We start from the raw sequence: 20645 nt of genomic DNA, 5'->3' as shown, positions 1-20645 counted from the left end.
GCATCGAAGGAAACATAGTTACAGTGGACATTCAACGGCAGATCCCGGCCTCCTTTGACCGCGTGCAGCGGAACCAGTACGGCTACAACGCCAAGCAGGTGGACCAGTTCCTGCAGCGCGCGCGGGTCTCGTTCGAAACACCCCAGGCCGCGGGACGGGCGGTCAAGAGCGCCGATGTCCGGGCCGTCTCCTTCGACCCGGTCAAGGGCGGCTACTCAGCCGCCGGGGTGGACGCGGCCCTGGACCGCCTCGAGGACGCCCTGGCCCGCCGGGAACGCGACGAACTGATCGGGGAGCGCGGCGAGGAAGCCTGGCTGCGTGAAATCGGCCGGCTCGCGGGCCTGCTCCGCGGCCGCCTGCACCGCCCCGACGGCCAGCGCTTCCGCCGCCCGGCCAAGGCCAAGGTGCGCAGTTACAACACCACCGACGTCGACGACCTTTGCCACGAGCTGATCGGCTACCTCGAGGAAGACCAGCCGCTCAGCGTGGACAACATCCGCCGCGCCGTCTTCCGTCCCGCCGTCGGACGCGAAGGCTACGAGGAAAGCCAGGTCGACGCTTTCCTGGACCGCGTCGTCGAACTGATGGCCGCGATCGACTGACGCCACCGGCCGACGCGTCACAGACTGGCGCGTCACCGTTCGGTGGCGAGCGGCCGTTCCGGGGTGTGCAGCCTTGTCATCAGCCGGGTGATGGTCCGCGGAACCCGGCCCTGGGTGGCCCGCGAGACGAGGACCATCACCGCGAACGCAGCCGGGACCGTCCACGCGGCCGGCTGCGCGAGCCACGGCGGCGTGCCGGCGGAGCCCAGCATGGCGCCGGCCAGCATGGCGCCGCCGCAGGACACCGCCCCGGTCAGCATTCCGGCGATCGCGCCGGCGTCTGTCAGCCCGCGCCACCAGATGCCCAGCAACAGCACGGGGCAGATGGTCGAGGCCGTGAAGGCAAAGACCAGCCCCACGCTCCCGGCCAGCGCCGTGGAGTCCGTCATGGTCGCGATCCCCAGCGGAACCACTGCCGAGATCAGCGCCGCGAGCCGGAACCCGCGCACGCTGCCGCCCAGGATGTCCTGGCTGATGACACCCGCCAGCGACACCACCAGCCCCGAGGTGGTGGACAGGAAGGCGGCGAAGGCGCCCGCCACCACCAGCGCGGAGAGCAGGTCGCCTGCCGTTCCGCCGATCATCCGGCCCGGCAGCAGCAGCACCAGGGCATCGGCCTGGCCGCTCTTGGCCAGACCCGGGGCGAACGTCCGCCCGATCAGGCCGTACGCCGTCGGGAACAGGTAGAAGACCGAGAGCAGGCCGAGCACAATCAAGGTCGTCCGGCGCGCCGACTGGCCGTCCGGGTTGGTGTAGAAGCGCACCAGCACGTGCGGCAGCCCCAGGGTCCCGAACAGCAGCGCCACCAGCAGCGAGATGTTCTGGTAGGGCCCGGCCGGGGCCATCGCGGTGGGGTTCACCGACGCCTCGGCGACCGCACGGGAGCCGTTGCCGGCCAGCACCAGCAGGATGAACAGCGCAGGGACGGCCAGCGCGGTCAGCTTCAGCCAGTACTGGAACGCCTGGACGAAGGTGATGGAGCGCATCCCGCCGGACACCACCGTCACGCACACGACGGCGACTACGGCCACCTGTCCCACCCAGGCCGGCAGCCCGGTGGTGATCCGGATGGCCAGCGCCGCGCCGTGGAGTTGCGGGACGATGTAAAGCCAGCCGACCACCACCACCACGAAGCTCGTGACCCGGCGGACCGCCCGGGAATCCAACCGGGCCTCGGTGAAGTCGGGAATCGTGTACGCGCCGGACCGGCGGAGCGGGGCGGCCACGAACAACAGGAGCATCAGATATCCCGCTGTGTACCCGACCGGGAACCACAAGGCATCGGTGCCGGAAAGCAGGATGAGTCCGGCGACGCCGAGGAAACTGGCGGCGGACAAGTACTCGCCGCCGATCGCCGAGGCGTTCCACCAGGGCCGCACCGTGCGGGAAGCGACGTAGAAATCCCCGGTGGTGCGCGAGACCCTGAGGCCGTAGAAACCAATGACGGCGGTGGCCAGCGAGACTGCCGCGAAGGCCGCGATGCCGACGACCGGGTTCACCCGCGCCTCACTTGTCCCCGGCCAGGTCGCGGTAGCGGGACTCGTTCCGCGCGGCCGTGCGGACGTACAGCCAGGCGCTGAGCCCGATCACCGGGTAGATCCCGGCGCCCAGCAGGACCCAGTCGAAGGGCAGCCCCGCGATCCGCAGCTCGGCCAGGCCAGGCACCAGCCCCAGTATCAGCGCGAAGGCGAGCAGGATGAGCAGGAAACCGGCGGCCACCACGATGCCAAGCCGGAGCTGGGAGCGGATCAGCGAGCGGACGAATACTTGCCCGGCGTCGGATTCCTCGGCGGCCTCGCGCGTGTCGGCGGCCGAGCGCCCGGCGGCGATGCTGCCTGACGCGGCGCTGCCTACCTTGAAGCTGCGCGGTGCGGTGACGCGGACCCGGGTCATGCCTGCGGCCGGATCCGGGTCGCCTCGAGTTTCTCCCGGACCGGCGGCAGGTGCCGGCGGCTGATCGGCAGTTCGGCCCCGGCGACGGTCACGCTGGGACGGGCCGCGGCCAGTTTCATGTGGCCGACGTGGTTCAGGGCGATCAGGTACGAGCGGTGGATACGCAGGAACCCGGCATCGGCCCACTGCTGCTCGAGGTCTGCCAGCGGCACCCGGATGAGGTAGCTGGCGTCCGCGGTGTGCAGCCTGGCGTAGTCGCCCTGCGCCTGGACGTAGGTGACGTCCTCGCGCCGGATCATCTTGGTGGTTCCACCCAGATCCACCGTGATCATCTCCGGCGCCGGTGCCCCCTCACGGATCAGCTCACTGATGCGGCCGATCGACCTGGCCAGCCGCTCGGCGCGGACCGGCTTGAGCAGGTAGTCGACGGCCGCCAGCTCGAACGCCTCCAGCGCGCAGTCCTCGTCGGCGGTGACGAAGACGACGGCGGGAGGCTTGGCGCTGCGGGCGATGACCCGGGCGATGTCCAGGCCGGAGAGGGCCGGCATATGGATGTCCAGGAACACGGCGTCGACCTCCTGGGACTCGAGGGCGCGCAGCGCCTCGGCGCCGGAGGAAGCACGGTGGATCGCGCCGATCCGCTCGTCCCGGCCCAGCAGGAAGGCCAACTCCTCGACAGCGGGCAGCTCGTCATCGGCGACGAGGACGTTAATCATGGTTCTAGGGTACTGCCGGGTATGGGCTCAGGCGTCGTGCCGCGGCTGGGACTTGGGCACCCGCATGGTGATCAGGGTGCCTTCGCCCGGCGCCGTCTCGATCACCAGGCCGTTGTCCTCGCCGTACACCTGCCGCAGCCGGGCATCGACGTTGTGCAGGCCGACGTGTTCGCCGTCGCTGTGCCCGGCCAGGACGGCACGCAGTTTCTCGGGATCCATGCCGACGCCGTCGTCTTCGATGGTCACCTCGGCGAAGGCGCCCGAGTCGTTGGCCGTGATGCTGATGTGGCCCGGGCCCTCCTTGGCCTCCAGCCCGTGCCGGACCGCGTTCTCCACCAGCGGCTGCAGGCTCAGGAAAGGGATGACGGTGCTGAGCACCTCGGGGGCGATCCGCAGGCTCACCTGCACCCGGTCGCCGAAGCGCGCGCGCTCCAGGAGCAGGTACCGGTCAATGCAGCGCAGTTCCTCGGCCAGCGTGGTGAAGTCGCCGTGCCGGCGGAAGGAATATCGGGTGAAATCCGCGAACTCCACCACCAGCTCGCGGGCGCGGACCGGGTCGGTGTTGATGAAGGACGCGATCGCGTTCAGCGAGTTGTAGATGAAGTGCGGGCTGATCTGGGCCCGGAGCGCACGGACCTCGGCCTCCATCAGCAGCGTCCGGGACGCGTCCAGCTCTGCCAGTTCCACCTGCGTCGCCACCCAGTCGGCCACCTCACTGGTGGCGCGCACCAGCCCCGCGCCGGCCGCCGGGGCGAAGGCCGCCACCACGCCCACCACCCGGGTGCTGGCCTTGATCGGGGCGATCACGACGGCGCGTTCCGTCCCGGGGGCCAGCGGCGCGGCGGCCTTGCCGTTGGCGAGCAGTTGCAGTTCGCCTGCCGGGATCACGGCGGTGTGGCCGCCTTCCAGTACCTTGGCGGCGAGGCCCATCAAGGCGGGCTTGAGCTCTTCGGCGGCACCGTCCCAGGCCAGCACCCCGGTCGTGTCGGTGATCGCGAGGGCATCGCAGCCCAGCAGGCTGCGCAGCTGGCGGCTCGCCTTGGCTGCGCCGGCCGGGTTCAGTCCGGTGCGCAGATACTGGCCGGCGCGGGACGCCGCGTGCAACGTCTTGTAGGTGGCGCGTTCCGCGTCGGTACCCAGCTCGCGGAAGGAGCGCAGGACCTTGAGCCCGACAGCCACGACGACGGCGATTGCCAAGGCGATCACGGCGATCGCCGCGGCGGTGAAGAGGGGAGAGTCCGGCATGCTGCCAGCGTAGCGTGGCGGCCCGCAGGCCGGGGGAGACCACCGGCGGAACGGCCGAAAGGCGCCGTTGGGCGCAGCATCGCGACCGTTGAGCGACGGGAAACACGGCGGTGCTGGAATGTAATACGCATCACGAGGCACAGTGATTGCAGTCACACAAGGCCGGAAGTCTGTTTCCCGGAGCCCGGGGTAACCGGGGGTGGCTCGCCAGTCTCAATGAGGAGGAACGATGGGTCACGAAGCCCAAGAAACGGACGCACCGGCGTTCGTGGACTTCAAGGAAGTCCAATCGACGGAGCAGTTTCAGGAACTGCGTAAACGTCACCGCAGCTTTGTCTTTCCGATGGCCATCGCATTCCTGCTGTGGTACTTCGCCTACGTCCTGCTGGCCGACTACGCGGTGGGCTTCATGTCCACCAAGGTCTGGGGCAACATCAACATCGGCCTGATCCTGGGCCTGCTGCAGTTCGTCTCCACGTTCGCCATCACCGGCTGGTACGTCAGCTACTCGAACCGGAAACTGGACCCGATCGCCGCCGATATCCGCCACGGAATCGAAGGCCACGAGTTCGACAAGCACGGCAACCGAGTGAGCGGAGAAACAAAATGACGTCTATGGTTCCCGCGGTCAACGTTGCGGATCTCAAGGACACCACCGCGCTGAACATGGGCATCTTCGCCCTATTCGTCGCGATCACCATGGTAATCGTCGTCAGGGCGAGCCGAAACAATAAGACCGCGGCGGACTACTATGCCGCCGGCCGCTCCTTCACGGGCCCGCAAAACGGCACCGCGATCGCCGGCGACTACCTCTCTGCGGCTTCGTTCCTCGGTATCACCGGCGCCATCGCCATCAACGGCTATGACGGCTTCATGTACTCCATCGGTTTCCTCGTGGCGTGGCTCGTCGCGTTGCTCCTGGTGGCCGAACTGCTGCGCAACACCGGCAAGTTCACCATGGCCGACGTCCTTTCATTCCGGCTCAAGCAGCGCCCAGTCCGCATCGCCGCGGCCATCTCGACCTTGGCCGTTTGCTTCTTCTACCTGCTGGCCCAGATGGCGGGAGCCGGCAGCCTGATCTCGCTGCTGCTGGGCATCAGCGACTGGGGCGGCCAGGCGCTCGTGATCGTCGTCGTCGGCGCCTTGATGATCATGTATGTGCTGATCGGCGGCATGAAGGGCACCACCTGGGTCCAGATCATCAAGGCCATGCTGCTCATTGCCGGCGCGGCCGTCATGACCTTCTGGGTGCTGGCCATCTACGGCTTCAACCTCTCCGACCTGCTCGGCGGCGCGGTGGAAACCTCGAAGAACCCGAGCATCCTGAACCCGGGCCTGCAGTACGGCAAGAACGAGACCTCCAAGCTTGACTTCATGTCCCTTGGCCTGGCGCTCGTCCTCGGCACGGCGGCCCTGCCGCACGTCCTGATGCGCTTCTACACGGTTCCGACCGCCAAGGAAGCCCGCAAGTCCGTGGTGTGGTCCATCTGGCTGATCGGTATCTTCTACCTGTTCACGCTGGTCCTGGGCTATGGCGCAGCCGCGCTGGTGGGTGCCGACACGATCAAGGGGGCGCCGGGCGGCGTCAACTCGGCAGCGCCGCTGCTGGCCTTCCACCTGGGCGGACCCCTGCTGCTCGGATTCATCTCCGCGGTGGCGTTCGCCACGATCCTGGCCGTCGTCGCCGGCCTCACGATCACGGCGGCAGCGTCCTTCGCGCATGACATCTATGCCAGCGTCATCGCCAAGGGCAAGGCCGACGCCAATACCGAGGTCAAGGTTGCCCGTCGCACGGTCGTCGTGATCGGGTTGCTCGCCATCATCGGCGGAATTTTCGCCAACGGACAGAACGTCGCGTTCCTCGTAGCACTCGCCTTCGCGGTGGCGGCCTCGGCCAACCTGCCCACGATCGTGTACTCGCTGTTCTGGCGCCGGTTCACCACCCAGGGAGCCATCTGGAGCATGTACGGCGGGCTCGGCTCGGCCATCATCCTGATCGCGCTCTCCCCGGTGGTCTCCGGCGCCAAAACGTCGATGATCCCGGGGGCCAACTTCGCGATCTTCCCGCTGAGCAACCCCGGCATCGTCTCCATCCCGCTCGCCTTCCTGCTGGGCTGGCTGGGCACGGTCCTGGACAAGAAGCTCGAAGACACCACGAAGCAGGCCGAGATGGAGGTTCGCTCCCTGACCGGGGTGGGCGCCGAAAAGGCCACCAACCACTGACCGCCCGGCCGGGCCGCGAACCACAAATAGTCGGCCCCGGCAGGCAATACCAATGACGAGGAGCCCCCGTGCGGTTGCACGGGGGCTCCTCTTTGCCTTGCGGTTGCCAGGCAGCCAGGTGAACGGCTCAGGCCTCCGCGGAGCCGCGTTCCAGCAGCGGCTGGATCCGGAAGGGAATCAGTTCACCCATGGCCAGGGCGGTATCGGTGCGCTCCACGCCGGCGCAGGCGAGGATCTTGCCGTTGATCCGGAAGAGGTCCTCGGCGTCGAGGGCGACCACCCGGAGCAGCAGGTCGGCGGAACCGGTGAGGCCGTAGCCTTCCAGGATTTCCGGGATGCCCGCCAGTTCCACCGCCAATTGGCCCAGTTTCTGCTGCTGGACGTGGACGGAGATGAACGCCATCAGGGGATAGCCCAGGGCGGCCGGGTTGATCCGGCGTTCGAAGGAGAGGAAGACGTGCTTTTTCTCCAGCTGGGCCATCCGGGCCTGCACCGTATTGCGCGACAAGCCCAGCTTCTGCGCCAGTGCCACCACGGTGCGCCGGGGATCCCTCGCCATGGCCGAAAGTAGGCGGGTGTCGGTGCCATCCAAAGCTTGCATAATGCGCAAGGTTAGCACGGTCCGAAAGGGCCCGACAGGGCAGAATGCTCAATTTATTCGAGGGTGGTTGTACCCAATGGCAGTTGTGAGTAGGGTCACAATTATCCGGGGCAACGGCGCCCGGGTGGCCGTCGCGCGTTGGGATCACGAGTCCCGCGGGCAGGGTCAGACGACGTCAGAAGGTGCGGACAAACTGTGTTTACCGACGACGCGGGCAAGGGCGGCATTGCCGCCGGCGGCCCCGGGAACAGTGCAGAATCAAACAGGCGCTCGGGCGGCGATCTCGTCCAGCTCATCACCCCGGGAGGTGAGCGCGTAAGCCATCCGGAGTTCGATTCCTGGGTCCAGGACGTGAGCGACGAACAACTCACCTCGCTCTACGAGGACATGGTGGCCATCCGCCGGATCGACGCCGAGGCCACCGCCTTGCAGCGCCAGGGTGAGCTCGCCCTGTGGCCTCCGCTGCTGGGCCAGGAAGCATCCCAGATCGGCTCGGCACGTGCGCTCCGCGACGACGACTTCGTCTTCCCCAGCTACCGTGACAACGGCGTCGCCTATGTCCGCGGGGTCCAGCCGGCGGACATCGTGAAAGCCTGGCGCGGCAACGCCCTGGCCGGCTGGGATCCCTACACGGTGAACGTGGCGACGCAGCAAATCATCATCGGCGCCCAGTCGCTGCACGCCACCGGGTACGCCATGGGGATCCAGAACGACGGCGCTGATTCGGTGGCCGTGGCCTACTTCGGCGACGGCGCCACCAGCGAAGGCGACGTCAACGAGGCCATGGTCTTCGCGGCGAGCTTCCAGGCCCCCGTGGTCTTCTTCTGCCAGAACAACCACTGGGCCATCTCCGAGCCCGTAATGCTGCAATCCCACATCCAGATCGCGGACCGCGCCTCCGGCTTCGGCATCCCGAGCATGCGCGTCGACGGCAATGACGTGCTGGCCGTCATGGCCGCCACAAGGATCGCCATCGACCGTGCCCGCCGCGGCGGGGGACCCACCTTCATTGAGGCCGTCACCTACCGGATGGGACCGCACACGACGGCGGATGACCCCACCCGCTACCGGGACGCCAACGAGCTCGAGGACTGGGCCGCGAAGGACCCGATCGCCAGGCTGAAGACCCTGCTCGACCGTAAGGGCCTGCTGACCGCAGAGCTGGAAACCGCCGTCGCCGCCAAAGCCGACGCCGTCGCCAAGGAACTGCGCTCCGGCACCATCAACATGCCGGAACCGGCGCCGATGGACATCTTCAAGCACGTGTACAGCACGCCCAACTCCTCGCTGGAGCGCCAGCAGGACCACTACACCCGTTACCTGGCTTCCTTCGGCGATCCCGCAGAGGCCGCTTCCGAAGAAGGTGCACGCTGATGACGCAGATGACCTTTGCCCGAGCCATTAATTCGGGCCTGCGCAAGTCCCTCGAAAACGATCCCAAGGTGATCCTCATGGGCGAGGACATCGGCACCCTCGGCGGTGTCTTCCGCGTCACCGACGGCCTGCAGAAAGACTTCGGAAAGCACCGCGTGGTGGACACCCCGCTCGCCGAATCCGGCATCCTCGGCACCGCCGTCGGCCTCGCCTACCGCGGCTACCGCCCGGTGGTGGAAATCCAGTTCGACGGCTTCATCTACCCGGCGTTCGACCAGATTGTCAGCCAGGTTGCCAAGATGCACTACCGCACCCAGGGCGCGGTCAAGATGCCGATCACCATCCGCGTGCCCTTCGGCGGCGGCATCGGCTCACCGGAACACCATTCCGAGTCGCCCGAGGCCTACTTCACCCACACCTCGGGCCTGCGCGTCGTCAGCGTCTCCAACCCGCAGGACGCCCACACCATGATCCAGCAGGCCATCGCCTCTGACGATCCGGTGCTCTACTTCGAGCCCAAGCGCCGCTACCACGACAAGGGCGAAGTCGATGAGTCGCTCGACCTCGCCGCCGCCCTGTCCATGGAGAAGGCGCGCGTGGTCACCGAGGGCACCGACGTGACGCTGGTCGCCTACGGTCCGCTCGTGAAGACCGCCCGCGACGCCGCGCTCGCTGCCGCGGATGAAGGCGTCTCCGTCGAGGTGATCGACCTGCGCTCGCTGGCTCCTCTGGACTTCGCGACCCTGGAGGCCTCGGTCCGGAAGACCGGCCGGCTGGTCATCACGCACGAAGCCAGCCAGTCCGGCGGCCTCGGCGCCGAAGTGGCCGCCAGCATCACGGAACGCTGCTTCTACCACCTCGAAGCGGCGCCCGTCCGGGTGACCGGCTTCGATGTCCCGTACCCGTATTCAAAACTTGAAATGCACCACCTGCCGGGCCTGGACAGGATCCTCGACGGCGTCGACCGGGCCCTGGGCCGCCCCAACTCCCTTAGCGGGCTGGAAGGATGACCGCCACCATGATCAAGGAATTCCGGCTTCCGGACCTCGGCGAAGGCCTGACGGAATCAGAAATCGTCGCGTGGAAGGTGGGCGTCGGGGACACCGTCACGCTTAACCAGATCATCGCCGAGGTGGAAACAGCCAAGGCCGTCGTCGAACTGCCCTCGCCGTTCGCCGGCGTCGTGACGGCGCTGCATGAGCAGCCGGGCACCGTGGTTGAGGTCGGCAAGCCGATCGTCTCCTTCGAGATCGAGGGCGACGACGGCGGCGGTGACTCCGGGGAAGCCCCCGCCAAGCGGGAACCGAACCTGGTCGGCTACGGCGCCGTGCTGGAAGGCTCCGGCCGTCCGGCCCGCCGCGCCCGCAGCTTCGCCGCCGCGGCAGCCCCGACGGCTCCTGTGGCAGCTCCCGCTGAAACCCCGGTTGCCGCGCCGGTCGTGGCAGCCGTGCAGACCGTGGCCGAACCCGCGCCGGTGGCAGACACCCATGGCGCTGACACCACTCCGGCAGAGCGTCCGCGCTCCACGCCGCCGGTGCGCAAGCTGGCCAAGGACCTCGGCGTCGACCTCGCAGCCATCACCGGCACGGGGGAGCGCGGGCTCATCACCCGCGATGACGTGCGGAACTTCGTTGGCGGCGGCGACCTTCCGGTGGCGCCCCAGGAACTCGCCGGCGGCCAGGCCGCTGCGCCGGCACCGGTACAGGGCGAGCGGGAAACCCGGACCCCGATCAAGGGCGTGCGGAAGTTCACCGCCGCGGCCATGGTATCCAGCGCCTTCACGGCGCCGCACGTCACCGAGTTCCTGACCCTCGATGTCACGCCCACCATGGAGCTGCTGGGCCGGCTCAAGGCCAGCCGCTCGTTCGCGGGCTACAAGCTGACACCGCTGACGCTGGTGTCCAAGGCTGTGCTGATCGCGCTGCGCAACCACCCGACGCTCAACGCCCGGTGGGACGAGGCCAACCAGGAGATCGTCCAGTTCAACTACGTCAACCTCGGCATCGCGGCCGCCACGCCGCGGGGGCTGACCGTGCCGAACATCAAGGACGCGGACCAGATGTCGCTGCTGCAGCTGTCTACCGCGCTTACGGAGCTGACTGAGACCGCCCGGGCCGGCAAAACGGCCCCGGCGGACCTCTCCGGCGGGACCATCTCCATCACGAACATCGGCGTCTTCGGCATCGACGCCGGCACGCCCATCCTCAACCCCGGCGAGGCCGCCATCCTGGCTCTCGGCGCGGTGCGGAAGATGCCGTGGGAGTACCAGGACGAGGTGGCGCTGCGGCAGGTCATGACGCTGAGCCTGTCCTTCGACCACCGGCTGGTCGACGGCGAACAGGGCTCCCGCTTCCTGCAGGACCTGGGCGCCATCCTCGCCGATCCCGGCATGGCGCTGGCGATGGTCTAGGCACTTCGGGGCCGGGCATCCACGCTATGGGTGCCCGGCCGTTTGCCGTCCGGGGGCACTTTGAGGGCAATGTTCGACGGCTGGCCCTGGTTGTCGGCGTGTCCGCGCCAATGTGCCCCGGAGTGCTGCGGGGTTGAGCCGCCAATGCTTCTGGCCGTGGGTGCCGGCAATAGCCTGTCCTGTTCGACGGGCCGCCTGTTTATTTCTCCCCAAGGAGTCGCTTGATCGCTTCAGCAAGCATTCCACGTATGGATGTGTCCTCGCCCAGATGAGACCGCTGGTCAAAGATCAGTCTTTCAAGTTGGTTCTCTTGCTGGTTCCGGGCCAACCAAACTATGCCCAGTTCCGTGATGACCTCTTCAGCGGCTTGGTCCGTGACCGGGTAGAAATCAAGCATCTCTTCTTCCGGAGTAGAGCTTGGTATGAAGGTCCAAGTCTCCAGAGCGTCCGGATAAACCAAAACCAGACGATCTGCCCACGTTCCTTGGGTAATTACTCCGACACGGCCGTCGTGCCCCCAGAAGCCTGGGTCGCGTAACGCTGCCACTCGCACCTCCTCCGCTTGGGGTTGATCTGCAACGAACAGTAAGTCATTGGGCCTCCCAGCCGCATCCCGCTGTGCCCGGCCGGTTGCCGTCCGGGGGCACTTTGAGGGCAATATTCGACGGCGGGCCCTGGTTTGTCGGCGTGTCCGCGCCAATGTGCCCCGGAGTGCTGCGGGGTTGAGCCGGGAAGAGGCCAGCCCTCAGCCGAGCGGGCGCGGTGTGGCCGGCGCCGTCAAGGCGGCCAGGGCCATGCTTTCCAGCAGCGGCCGGGCCCGTTTGAGGGCCATCCGGCGCCCGTGGTTGCGTACCGAGTGCGGCGTGGAGTTGATCAGGCCGAAGGTGGCGTGCGCGCGCATTCGCAGCTCGGCCGGATCGGTGTCCGGATGCAACCCGGCCAGGACGTCCACCCAGAGCTCCACATAGTTGCGCTGCAGTGTGCGGACCTCGGCCTCGTCATCGTCGTCGAGGTTGCTGAAGTCCTGGTCCTGGACCCGGATGACGTCCGGGTTGCTGAGCGCGAAGTCCACGTGGAATTCGACCAGCCCGGCGAGGGCCGCGGCGGCACCCTCGGATCCGGCCACCACACTGCGGCCGCCCTCCAGCAGGTCCTGGCTGACACTGAGCAGCAGGGCCCCGAGGACCGCCTGCTTGCCGGCGAAGTGGCGGTACACGGCGGGCCCGCTGACCCCGGCGGCGGCGCCCAGGTCCTCCAAGGAAACGCGGTTGAAGCCGTCCGCTGCGAAGAGGGCGGCCGCCGCAGTGAGCAGCGCCTTCCGGCGGTTCTCCTTGGCCTGGCTTCGCTGGGTTGTCTGGCTGGACTCGGTCACCGGCGTCCCTCTCGACTGTCCTGTGTTGAGACTATCCTGTGTTGGACATCACAGTTAATAGAGACTAACCTAAATCTCAGTTATGCGTTACTAACCGAAATGGCCGGGACGCCCCGCGGGGGCGGGCACCGCACGGCCGGGGACGGAAAGCAGTCAATGGAGACAATCGCCAGCCAGCTGGACGCGGGCAGCCCGGGCTACGCCGCGAACCGCGAGGCGCAGCTCGGCCTGGCCCGGGAGCTGAAGGACCGCCTCGCCGCCGTCGCGCTGGGCGGGCCGGAGAAGTCCCGGCAACGGCACGTGGCACGCGGCAAGCTGCTCCCGCGGGAACGGATCGACCGGCTGCTCGACGACGGCAGCCCCTTCCTGGAGATCGCCCCGCTGGCGGCCGAGGGCATGTACAACGGCGACTCGCCGGGCGCCGGGGTGATTGCCGGGATCGGCCTGGTCCACGGCCGCCAGGTCCTGGTCATCTCCAACGACGCCACCGTCAAGGGCGGCACCTACTATCCGATGACGGTGAAGAAGCACCTCCGGGCGCAGGAAATCGCGCTGGAGAACCGGCTGCCCTGCATCTACCTCGTGGACTCCGGCGGCGCCTTCCTGCCAAAGCAGGACGAGGTCTTCCCGGACAAGGAGCACTTCGGCCGGATCTTCTTCAACCAGGCCAAGATGTCCGCAGCCAAGATCCCGCAGATCGCCTCGGTGATGGGCTCCTGCACCGCCGGCGGCGCCTACGTTCCCGCGATGAGCGACGAGACCGTGATCGTCCGCAACCAGGGCACCATCTTCCTCGGCGGCCCGCCGCTGGTGAAGGCCGCGATCGGCGAGATCGTCACGGCCGAGGAGCTTGGCGGCGGCGAGGTGCACTCCAAGATCTCCGGCGTCACCGACCACCTCGCCGAAAACGATGAACACGCCCTGCAGATTGTCCGGGACATCGTCTCCACCCTGCCGAAGCCGGCGGCCCCCGTCTGGGACGTGGACGCCGTCGTCGAACCGCAGGCGGACCCGGACGAGCTGTACGGCGCGGTGCCCACCGACGTCAACGCGCAGTACGACGTCCGCGAGGTTATCGCCCGGCTGGTGGACGGCAGCCGCTTCCACGAATTCAAGAAGAACTACGGCACCACCCTGGTCACCGGCTTCGCGAAGCTGCACGGCCACCCCGTGGGCATCGTGGCGAACAACGGCGTGCTCTTCAGCGAGTCCTCGCTCAAGGGCGCGCACTTCATCGAACTCTGCGACCAGCGCTGCATCCCGCTGATCTTCCTGCAGAACCTCTCCGGCTTCATGGTCGGCAAGGACTACGAGCAGGGCGGCATCGCCAAGAACGGCGCCAAGATGGTCACCGCCGTCGCCACCGCCCGGGTTCCCAAACTCACGGTGGTGATCGGCGGGTCCTTCGGCGCCGGCAACTACTCGATGTGCGGCCGCGCCTACTCGCCGCGCTTCCTCTGGATGTGGCCGGCTTCCCGGATCTCGGTGATGGGCGGCAACCAGGCCTCCAGCGTGCTCGCCACCGTCAAGCGGGACCAGTACGAGGCCCGCGGCGAGGAATGGTCCGCCGCGGACGAGGAAGCCTTCAAGGCCCCCATCAAGGCCCAGTACGAGGACCAGGGCAGCCCGTACTACTCCACTGCCCGCCTCTGGGACGACGGCGTGATCGACCCCGCGGACACCCGCACCGTCCTGGGACTGGCGCTCGACGTCGTCTCCCGCACCCCGCTGCCGGAGACCTCCTTCGGCCTGTTCCGGATGTGAGCCAGCAATGACTACTTCTTCGCCGACTACTCCTCTTCCAGCACCCCGGAAGCCGCTCTTCGGCACCGTCCTCGTCGCCAACCGCGGCGAGATCGCCTGTCGCGTGATCCGCACCCTCCGGGCCCTCGGCATCCGTTCCGTGGCGGTCTATTCCGACGCCGACGCCGACGCCCGCCACGTGCGCGAGGCGGACGTCGCCGTCCGGATCGGCCCTGCGGCCGCCACCGAAAGCTACCTCAAGATCGAGGCCATCATCCAGGCCTGCCGGGACACCGGCGCCGACGCCGTGCACCCCGGCTACGGCTTCCTGAGCGAGAACGTCGACTTTGCCCGCGCCCTGGAAAAAGCCGGGATCACGTTCATTGGGCCCGGCGTCGAATCCCTGAACGTCATGGGAGACAAGATCCGTTCCAAGAACCACGTCACCGGCTACGGCGTCCCCGTGGTTCCGGGCATCGCCGAACCCGGCATGAGCGACGCGCAGCTGATCGAGGCGGCGGCCGGCGTCGGCTTCCCGCTGCTGATCAAGCCCTCCGCCGGCGGCGGCGGGAAGGGGATGCACGTCGTCGAACGGCCTGAGGACCTGGAAGCCACGCTGGCCACCGCCCGCCGGGTGGCGGCAAGCGCCTTCGGCGACGACACCCTGTTCCTGGAACGGCTCGTCACCACGCCGCGCCACATCGAGGTCCAGGTGCTGGCGGACAACCACGGCAACGTCATCCACCTCGGCGAGCGTGAGTGCTCCCTGCAGCGCCGGCACCAGAAGGTCATCGAGGAGGCACCCTCGCCGCTGCTCGAAACCCTGCCCGACGGGGCGGACATCCGTGCCCGGATTGGCGAGGCCGCCTGCCAGGCCGCACGCAGCGTCAGCTACAGCGGCGCCGGCACCGTGGAGTTCCTCGTCTCGGACAACGCCCCGGACGAGTTCTTCTTTATGGAGATGAACACCCGGCTGCAGGTCGAACACCCGGTCACCGAGATGGTCACCGGCGTGGACCTGGTCGAATGGCAGGTGCGGATCGCCGCCGGGGAGGAACTCACCCTCCGCCAGGACGACGTCGTGCTGACCGGACACTCGGTGGAGGCCCGGGTATACGCCGAGATACCGGAGAAGAACTTCCTTCCATCCATCGGACGCGTCGTGCTGCTGGACGAAGAGCCGGATGCCGCAGCGGGCCGCGTCCGAGTCGACTCGGCCCTGCTGGAGGGCCTCCAGATCTCCAGCAGCTACGACCCGATGATTTCCAAGGTCATCGCCTGGGGCGGGGACCGGGCGGAGGCCCTGGACACCCTGGACCGGGCGCTCGCCGGGTACACCGCCCTGGGCATTGACACCAACGTCGAGTACCTGCGGCTGCTGATCAATGACGCCGATGTCCGCGCCGGACGCCTCGACACCGGCCTGATCGAACGCAAGATGCCCGAGTTCACGTTCCGGCATGCGGGCGACTTCGAGGTGGCCGCTGCCGCCGTCTTCGCCGCGGCGATGCGGGAACCCGATTCAGTTGACGCCGGGGAAGGACCTTGGCACCGCCGTGACGGCTGGAGGCTCGGTGTAGCTGCCCCGCGCCGGATCAGTCTCGGAACGCCCGACGGCGGAATCGCCACCGTTGAGGTGTCCGGCTCGCTAGGGCGGGGGACTGCGACGGTCAGCGTCAATGGCGGCCCGCAACGCACAGCATCGTTGGGTTTCGCCGGGCGCAACCAGGCAGAGGTGACCCTCGGCGGGGAAGCCCGACGGTTTTCCCTTGCACAGGTGTCCACGGGCCCCCACCACCCGGGGCCGGACAGCCCTGCGCCCACCGACATATTCCTCGGCAACGACGGCTGGTCCTGCCGCCTCGAGGTGCTGAGCCGCGAGGCCCGGCTCGCCCGGGTGCTGGCCGCCGTCGAACGCGAGGAAGGCGCCGCCGACCCGGCGGTGCGCTCGCCGATGCCCGGCACCGTGGTGTCCGTCTCGGTCAGCAACGGCGAGACCGTGACAGCCGGCCAGGTCCTGCTCTCGGTGGAGGCCATGAAGATGGAGCACCAGCTGGTGGCGCCGCTGGACGGCACCGTCCACATCAGCGCCGGCACCGGAGACCTCGTCAAGGCGGACCAGGTGCTGGCCACCATCCACCCCGCCGAGCCGTCGAAAGCCGAAGACACGATCGAAGAAGCCGTCATCGCGATGGGCGCGGCGGATTAGCCCCGCACGCTCACCACCACACCACAGCCACACCAGACACAGGAGTCACCCCCATGCCAGATTTTGAACTCAGCGAGGACTACCAGGACCTCAGCAACACCGTCCGCGAATTCGCCGACCAGGTGGTGGCCCCGGTTTCCGCCAAGCACGACGAAGAGCACAGCTTCCCCTACGAGGTCGTCTCGCAGATGGCGGACATGGGCCTGTTCGGCCTGCCGTTCCCGGAAGAGTTCGGCGGCATGGGCGGGGACTACTTCGCCCTCGCCCTGGCCCTGGAACAGCTCGGCCGGGTGGACCAGTCGGTCGCGATCACCCTCGAGGCCGGCGTCTCGCTTGGCGCCATGCCGATCCACCGCTTCGGCACTGACGCGCAGAAGCAGGAATGGCTGCCGCTGCTGGCCTCCGGCAAGGCGCTCGCAGGCTTCGGCCTGACCGAGCCCGAGGCCGGCTCGGACGCGGGCGGTACCAAGACCACCGCGCGCCTCGAGGGCGGGGAGTGGGTCATCAACGGGAACAAGGAGTTCATCACCAACTCCGGCACCGATATCACCAAGCTCGTCACGGTCACCGCGGTGACCGGCCAGGAGGAACGCCCGGACGGAAGCATCAAGAAGGAAATCTCCACGATCCTGGTGCCCGCCGGCACGCCCGGCTTCACGGCGGAGAAGGCCTACAACAAGGTCGGCTGGAACGCCTCGGACACCCACCCGCTGACCCTCGACAACGTCCGTGTCCCCGAGCAAAACCTGCTCGGCACCCGGGGCCGCGGCTACGCGAACTTCCTCTCCATCCTCGACGAGGGCCGGATCGCGATCGCCGCCCTCGCCGTCGGCGCCGCCCAGGGCTGCGTGGACCAGTCGGTGAAATACGCCAAGGAGCGCAGCGCCTTCGGCCAGAACATCGGCAAGTACCAGGCCATCGCGTTCAAGATCGCCCGGATGGAAGCCCGCGCCCACACCGCCCGCCTGGCCTACTACGACGCGGCCGCCCGGATGCTCGCCGGCAAGCCGTTCAAGACACAGGCGGCCATCGCTAAGATGGTCGCAGGCGAGGCAGCCATGGACAACGCGCGGGATGCCACCCAGGTGTTCGGCGGCTATGGCTTCATCAACGAATTCACCGTGGCGCGCCACTACCGCGACTCCAAGATCCTTGAAGTCGGCGAGGGCACCACGGAGGTCCAGCTGATGCTGATCGCCCGCGAACTGGGACTGTAGCCGGCCGGAAGGGTCACCGATGATCAACAAAGTTGTTGCCAGCGCCGCCGAGGCCGTCGCGGACATCCCCGACGGCGCCTCCCTCGCCGTCGGCGGCTTCGGGCTGTGCGGCATCCCGGTGGCGCTAATCGACGCCCTGCATGAGAGCGGCGCGACCGACCTGGAAACCGTGAGCAACAACTGCGGCGTGGACGACTGGGGGCTCGGCATCCTGCTCAAGGACGGCCGGATCCGCCGCACCATCAGCTCATACGTGGGGGAGAACAAGGAGTTCGCCCGGCAATACCTGGCCGGCGAACTCGAAGTAGTCCTCACCCCGCAGGGCACGCTGGCCGAGAAGCTGCGGGCCGGCGGAGCCGGCATCCCGGCCTTCTACACGCCCGCCGGCGTCGGGACCCAGGTGTCCGACGGCGGCCTGCCGCAGAAGTACGACGCCGACGGGACCGTCGCGATCGCCTCCGCGGCCAAGGAAGTCCGCAGCTTCCACGGCGCCGACTACGTGCTGGAGGAGGCGCTGACCCCCGACTTCGGCCTGGTGCACGCCTGGAAGGGCGACCGGCACGGCAACCTCGTGTTCCATGCCACCGCAATGAACTTCAATCCGCTCTGCGCCATGGCCGGCCGGATCACCATCGCCGAGGTCGAGGAGCTCGTGGAGCCGGGGGAGCTGGACCCGGAGCACGTCCACGTCCCCGGCATCTTTGTCCAGAGGGTGGTCCTCGCGCCGCAGGCGGAGAAACGGATCGAAAAGCGCACCACCTCCAGCACCACCTCCAGCACCACCGAGAAGGCAGGAGCATAGCCGTGGAGACGAACAACGCGCAGGGCGCGCCGCCCAGGCCCGAAGCGGTCCGGCACGAATACCGGCGCTCCGCCGTCGAACACCCCGCCGGTGTGCAAGGCAAGGGCTGGACGCGCAACGAACTGGCCGCCCGGGTGGCCCAGGAGCTGCACAACGGCCAGTACGTCAACCTCGGCATCGGGATGCCCACGCTGATCCCCAACTACATTCCGGCCGGCGTCGAGGTGGTGCTGCACTCGGAGAACGGGATCCTCGGCGTCGGGCCCTACCCGGCCGAGGACCAGGTGGACCCGGACCTGATCAACGCGGGCAAGGAAACGGTCACCGTCAACAAGGGCGCCGCGTTCTTCGACTCGGCCGCATCCTTCGGCATGATCCGCGGCGGCCACGTCGACGTGGCGGTGCTCGGCGCCATGGAAGTGGCGCAGAACGGGGACCTCGCCAACTGGATGATCCCCGGCAAGATGGTCAAGGGCATGGGCGGGGCGATGGACCTGGTCTTCGGCGCCAAGAAGGTCATCGTGATGATGGAGCACGTGGACCGCAACGGCAACCCGAAGATCGTGGAACGGTGCACCCTGCCGCTGACCGGCAAGGGCTGCGTCGACCGGATCATCACCGACCTTGCCGTGATCGACGTCGTGACCGAAGGCGGCAAGTCCCGGCTGGTGCTGCGCGAGCTGGCGCCCGACGTCACCGCGGAGGACGTGGCCGCGGCCACCGGCGCCGAACTCTTCGAGGAAGACCAGGAACTCACCGTATGACAACGAATGCAGCGCCCGGGCCCGGAACCGGCCGCCGGGTGATTGAACAGCGCGGCCTCTACTTCGACGAACTTGAAGAGGGCGTGCTCTACGCGCACCGGCCCGGCCGGACCGTGACGGAGACGGACAACGTCCTGTTCACCACCATGACCATGAACACCCAGGCGCTGCACCTCGACGCCGCCTGGAGCGCCGGACAGCCGTTCGGCCAGCGGCTGATGAACTCGATGTTCACCCTCGCCACCCTGGTAGGGCAGTCCGTCCCGCAACTGACCCAAGGAACCATCATCGCGCAGCTGGGACTGACGGACGTGTCCTTCCCGCACCCGCTGTACCACGGGGACACGCTCTACACGGAGACCGTGGTCACCGGCAAGCGGCTCTCCTCGTCCCGGCCAGGCCAGGGCATCGTGACCATGCAGCACACCGGCCGGAACCAGGACGGCGTCGTGGTGGCCCAAGCGACCCGCAGTTGCCTGATGTGGACGCGGGAGGCGCACGCCTCGCAGCAGGAACCCGCGCAGCAGGCACCGGGGCAGAAAGACGCAGCCGAAAAGGGGACAATCGAAGCATGAGCTTCCTGATGGGCCCCGCCCTGCTGTTTTGCCCCGCCGACCGACCCGAGCGCTACCAAAAGGCCGCCGAGCGCTCCGATGCCGTCATCGTGGACCTCGAGGACGCCGTCGCGCCGGCGGACAAGCAGCGCGCCCGCGGCGCCATTCTCGCCCAGCTCGGCTCCGCCGGGGACGTCCCCGAACTGGATCCCAGCCGCACAATCATCCGGCTCAACCCGGCCGGTACGGAGGAGTTTGAAAAAGACCTGCACTGCCTCAAGCACACCCCCTACCGGCACGTGATGCTTGCCAAGGCCGAAAGCGCCGCCCAGCTCAAAGAGCTCGAGGGCTACAGCGTGATCGCCTTGTGCGAGACGGCCGCCGGCATCGTCAACGCCGCCGCTATCGCCGCGGAACCCAACGTGGTGGGCCTGATGTGGGGCGCCGAGGACCTGCTCGCCTCACTTGGCGGCACCTCCAGCCGGAGCGACGACGGCGGCTACCGCGCCGTGGCGTTGCACGCCCGCTCCACCGTGCTGTTGGCCGCCCGCGCGTTCGGCAAGGAAGCGATCGACTCCGTCTACGTCAACATTCCCGACCTCGACGGCCTCGGAGCCGAGGCCCGCGACGCCGTCGCGTCCGGCTTCGGCTCCAAGGCCTGCATCCACCCGAACCAGGTGGCCGTGGTCCGGGACGCCTACGCCCCGTCCGAATCCGACGTCGCCGCGGCCACCGAACTGCTCCGCGCCGCCGCTGCCGCCGGAACGGGCGTGTTCCAGTACCAGGGCAAGATGATCGACGGTCCGATCCTCAAGCACGCCGAAGCCACGCTCCGCCGCGCCGGACGCCCGTGACAACTGCCCTCGCGAGATGACACTTCGCGGCAATGCTGCACCCAGGCATTGCCGCGAAGTGTCATC

The 20645-nt window shown here is 68.0% G+C and carries 20 protein-coding genes; 13 read left to right on the top strand and 7 right to left on the bottom strand.

Annotation, left to right across the window (positions count from 1 at the left end):
- Positions 1-23 precede the first annotated feature (23 nt).
- Positions 24-602 (top strand): DivIVA domain-containing protein, encoded by a 579-nt coding sequence (locus AC1DBD_RS14055; RefSeq protein ID WP_441419321.1) that lies wholly within the window; start codon positions 24-26, stop codon positions 600-602.
- A 32-nt stretch (positions 603-634) separates the two neighbouring features.
- Here AC1DBD_RS14055 and AC1DBD_RS14050 read toward each other — a convergent pair whose 3' ends face one another.
- The 4 genes from AC1DBD_RS14050 to AC1DBD_RS14035 are packed head-to-tail and all read right to left on the bottom strand — an operon-like array spanning position 635 to position 4456.
- Positions 635-2101 (bottom strand): sodium/solute symporter, encoded by a 1467-nt coding sequence (locus AC1DBD_RS14050; RefSeq protein WP_441419322.1) that lies wholly within the window; start codon positions 2099-2101, stop codon positions 635-637.
- Positions 2102-2108: 7 nt separating this feature from the next.
- Positions 2109-2495, bottom strand: coding sequence for a hypothetical protein (locus tag AC1DBD_RS14045; protein WP_441419323.1), 387 nt, complete (start codon positions 2493-2495; stop codon positions 2109-2111).
- Positions 2492-3211: a LytR/AlgR family response regulator transcription factor gene (locus AC1DBD_RS14040; protein WP_175323149.1), complete on the bottom strand. Its 720-nt coding sequence runs from the start codon at positions 3209-3211 to the stop codon at positions 2492-2494. Before AC1DBD_RS14040 ends, AC1DBD_RS14045 begins: the two co-directional genes overlap by 4 nt.
- 27 nt (positions 3212-3238) lie before the next feature.
- Positions 3239-4456, bottom strand: a complete 1218-nt coding sequence (locus AC1DBD_RS14035) for a sensor histidine kinase (protein ID WP_441419324.1) — start codon at positions 4454-4456, stop codon at positions 3239-3241.
- Positions 4457-4685: 229 nt separating this feature from the next.
- Here AC1DBD_RS14035 and AC1DBD_RS14030 point away from each other — a divergent pair, with 229 nt between their 5' ends.
- Both AC1DBD_RS14030 and AC1DBD_RS14025 read left to right on the top strand, forming a co-directional pair.
- Positions 4686-5066 (top strand): DUF485 domain-containing protein, encoded by a 381-nt coding sequence (locus tag AC1DBD_RS14030; RefSeq protein WP_441419325.1) that lies wholly within the window; start codon positions 4686-4688, stop codon positions 5064-5066.
- Entirely contained in the window at positions 5063-6679 is a 1617-nt protein-coding gene (locus AC1DBD_RS14025; protein ID WP_476982353.1) for a solute symporter family protein, read from the top strand. Before AC1DBD_RS14030 ends, AC1DBD_RS14025 begins: the two co-directional genes overlap by 4 nt.
- Positions 6680-6806: 127 nt before the next feature.
- On the opposite strand, the gene AC1DBD_RS14020 is transcribed toward AC1DBD_RS14025, so the two are convergent.
- Positions 6807-7280 carry an Lrp/AsnC family transcriptional regulator gene (locus tag AC1DBD_RS14020; protein WP_476982352.1) on the bottom strand — a complete coding sequence of 158 codons (474 nt, stop codon included), beginning with the start codon at positions 7278-7280 and terminating at the stop codon, positions 6807-6809.
- Positions 7281-7475: 195 nt separating this feature from the next.
- Between AC1DBD_RS14020 and pdhA the strand changes: the two genes are divergently transcribed.
- From pdhA to AC1DBD_RS14005, 3 genes are read left to right on the top strand one after another with little or no spacing between them, the layout of a single operon-like run.
- Entirely contained in the window at positions 7476-8654 is a 1179-nt protein-coding gene (pdhA, locus tag AC1DBD_RS14015) for a pyruvate dehydrogenase (acetyl-transferring) E1 component subunit alpha (RefSeq protein ID WP_476982351.1), read from the top strand.
- A complete protein-coding gene (locus AC1DBD_RS14010; protein ID WP_441419329.1) occupies positions 8654-9664 on the top strand; it encodes an alpha-ketoacid dehydrogenase subunit beta in 1011 nt (336 codons plus the stop codon). Before pdhA ends, AC1DBD_RS14010 begins: the two co-directional genes overlap by 1 nt.
- On the top strand, positions 9661-11064 hold the full coding sequence (locus AC1DBD_RS14005; RefSeq protein ID WP_476893534.1) for a dihydrolipoamide acetyltransferase family protein: 1404 nt from the start codon (positions 9661-9663) through the stop codon (positions 11062-11064). Before AC1DBD_RS14010 ends, AC1DBD_RS14005 begins: the two co-directional genes overlap by 4 nt.
- Positions 11065-11263: 199 nt before the next feature.
- Here AC1DBD_RS14005 and AC1DBD_RS14000 read toward each other — a convergent pair whose 3' ends face one another.
- Both AC1DBD_RS14000 and AC1DBD_RS13995 read right to left on the bottom strand, forming a co-directional pair.
- Positions 11264-11611 (bottom strand): hypothetical protein, encoded by a 348-nt coding sequence (locus AC1DBD_RS14000; RefSeq protein ID WP_476917526.1) that lies wholly within the window; start codon positions 11609-11611, stop codon positions 11264-11266.
- A gap of 198 nt (positions 11612-11809) precedes the next feature.
- Complete coding sequence (locus AC1DBD_RS13995) at positions 11810-12436, bottom strand: SACE_7040 family transcriptional regulator (protein WP_441419331.1); 627 nt, start codon at positions 12434-12436, stop codon at positions 11810-11812.
- A 156-nt stretch (positions 12437-12592) separates the two neighbouring features.
- Here AC1DBD_RS13995 and AC1DBD_RS13990 point away from each other — a divergent pair, with 156 nt between their 5' ends.
- Genes AC1DBD_RS13990 through AC1DBD_RS13960 form a run of 7 tightly spaced genes read left to right on the top strand, consistent with a single transcriptional unit; the run spans position 12593 to position 20579 of the window.
- The gene (locus AC1DBD_RS13990) at positions 12593-14200 is read left to right on the top strand and encodes a carboxyl transferase domain-containing protein (protein WP_476917527.1); all 1608 of its coding nucleotides are present in this window, start codon (positions 12593-12595) and stop codon (positions 14198-14200) included.
- A 7-nt stretch (positions 14201-14207) separates the two neighbouring features.
- Positions 14208-16388, top strand: coding sequence for an acetyl/propionyl/methylcrotonyl-CoA carboxylase subunit alpha (locus AC1DBD_RS13985; protein WP_476917528.1), 2181 nt, complete (start codon positions 14208-14210; stop codon positions 16386-16388).
- A gap of 53 nt (positions 16389-16441) precedes the next feature.
- Complete coding sequence (locus AC1DBD_RS13980; protein ID WP_476893537.1) at positions 16442-17605, top strand: acyl-CoA dehydrogenase family protein; 1164 nt, start codon at positions 16442-16444, stop codon at positions 17603-17605.
- 19 nt (positions 17606-17624) lie between these two features.
- The gene (locus AC1DBD_RS13975; RefSeq protein WP_441419335.1) at positions 17625-18407 is read left to right on the top strand and encodes a CoA transferase subunit A; all 783 of its coding nucleotides are present in this window, start codon (positions 17625-17627) and stop codon (positions 18405-18407) included.
- Between the two features lie 2 nt (positions 18408-18409).
- Positions 18410-19171, top strand: coding sequence for a CoA transferase subunit B (locus AC1DBD_RS13970; RefSeq protein WP_476893539.1), 762 nt, complete (start codon positions 18410-18412; stop codon positions 19169-19171).
- Positions 19168-19746, top strand: coding sequence for a MaoC family dehydratase (locus AC1DBD_RS13965; RefSeq protein ID WP_476917529.1), 579 nt, complete (start codon positions 19168-19170; stop codon positions 19744-19746). The genes AC1DBD_RS13970 and AC1DBD_RS13965 overlap by 4 nt, the downstream gene beginning before the upstream one ends.
- On the top strand, positions 19743-20579 hold the full coding sequence (locus AC1DBD_RS13960; RefSeq protein ID WP_476982350.1) for an HpcH/HpaI aldolase/citrate lyase family protein: 837 nt from the start codon (positions 19743-19745) through the stop codon (positions 20577-20579). The genes AC1DBD_RS13965 and AC1DBD_RS13960 overlap by 4 nt, the downstream gene beginning before the upstream one ends.
- Positions 20580-20645: the final 66 nt, after the last annotated feature.

The sequence above is a fragment of the Arthrobacter sp. 10T419 genome, assembly GCF_056394105.1.
The sequence above is the reverse complement of the archived record's forward strand: the minus strand, read 5'-3'. Positions and strand labels throughout refer to the sequence as shown.

Coding starts and splice junctions, on each gene's coding strand:
- AC1DBD_RS14045 (WP_441419323.1), bottom strand. CDS start 2,495: ATGACCCGGGTCCGCGTCACCGCACCGCGCAGCTTCAAGGTAGGCAGC.
- AC1DBD_RS14040 (WP_175323149.1), bottom strand. CDS start 3,211: ATGATTAACGTCCTCGTCGCCGATGACGAGCTGCCCGCTGTCGAGGAG.
- AC1DBD_RS14035 (WP_441419324.1), bottom strand. CDS start 4,456: ATGCCGGACTCTCCCCTCTTCACCGCCGCGGCGATCGCCGTGATCGCC.
- AC1DBD_RS14030 (WP_441419325.1), top strand. CDS start 4,686: ATGGGTCACGAAGCCCAAGAAACGGACGCACCGGCGTTCGTGGACTTC.
- AC1DBD_RS14025 (WP_476982353.1), top strand. CDS start 5,063: ATGACGTCTATGGTTCCCGCGGTCAACGTTGCGGATCTCAAGGACACC.
- AC1DBD_RS14020 (WP_476982352.1), bottom strand. CDS start 7,280: ATGCAAGCTTTGGATGGCACCGACACCCGCCTACTTTCGGCCATGGCG.
- AC1DBD_RS14010 (WP_441419329.1), top strand. CDS start 8,654: ATGACGCAGATGACCTTTGCCCGAGCCATTAATTCGGGCCTGCGCAAG.
- AC1DBD_RS14005 (WP_476893534.1), top strand. CDS start 9,661: ATGACCGCCACCATGATCAAGGAATTCCGGCTTCCGGACCTCGGCGAA.
- AC1DBD_RS13990 (WP_476917527.1), top strand. CDS start 12,593: ATGGAGACAATCGCCAGCCAGCTGGACGCGGGCAGCCCGGGCTACGCC.
- AC1DBD_RS13985 (WP_476917528.1), top strand. CDS start 14,208: ATGACTACTTCTTCGCCGACTACTCCTCTTCCAGCACCCCGGAAGCCG.
- AC1DBD_RS13980 (WP_476893537.1), top strand. CDS start 16,442: ATGCCAGATTTTGAACTCAGCGAGGACTACCAGGACCTCAGCAACACC.
- AC1DBD_RS13975 (WP_441419335.1), top strand. CDS start 17,625: ATGATCAACAAAGTTGTTGCCAGCGCCGCCGAGGCCGTCGCGGACATC.
- AC1DBD_RS13965 (WP_476917529.1), top strand. CDS start 19,168: ATGACAACGAATGCAGCGCCCGGGCCCGGAACCGGCCGCCGGGTGATT.
- AC1DBD_RS13960 (WP_476982350.1), top strand. CDS start 19,743: ATGAGCTTCCTGATGGGCCCCGCCCTGCTGTTTTGCCCCGCCGACCGA.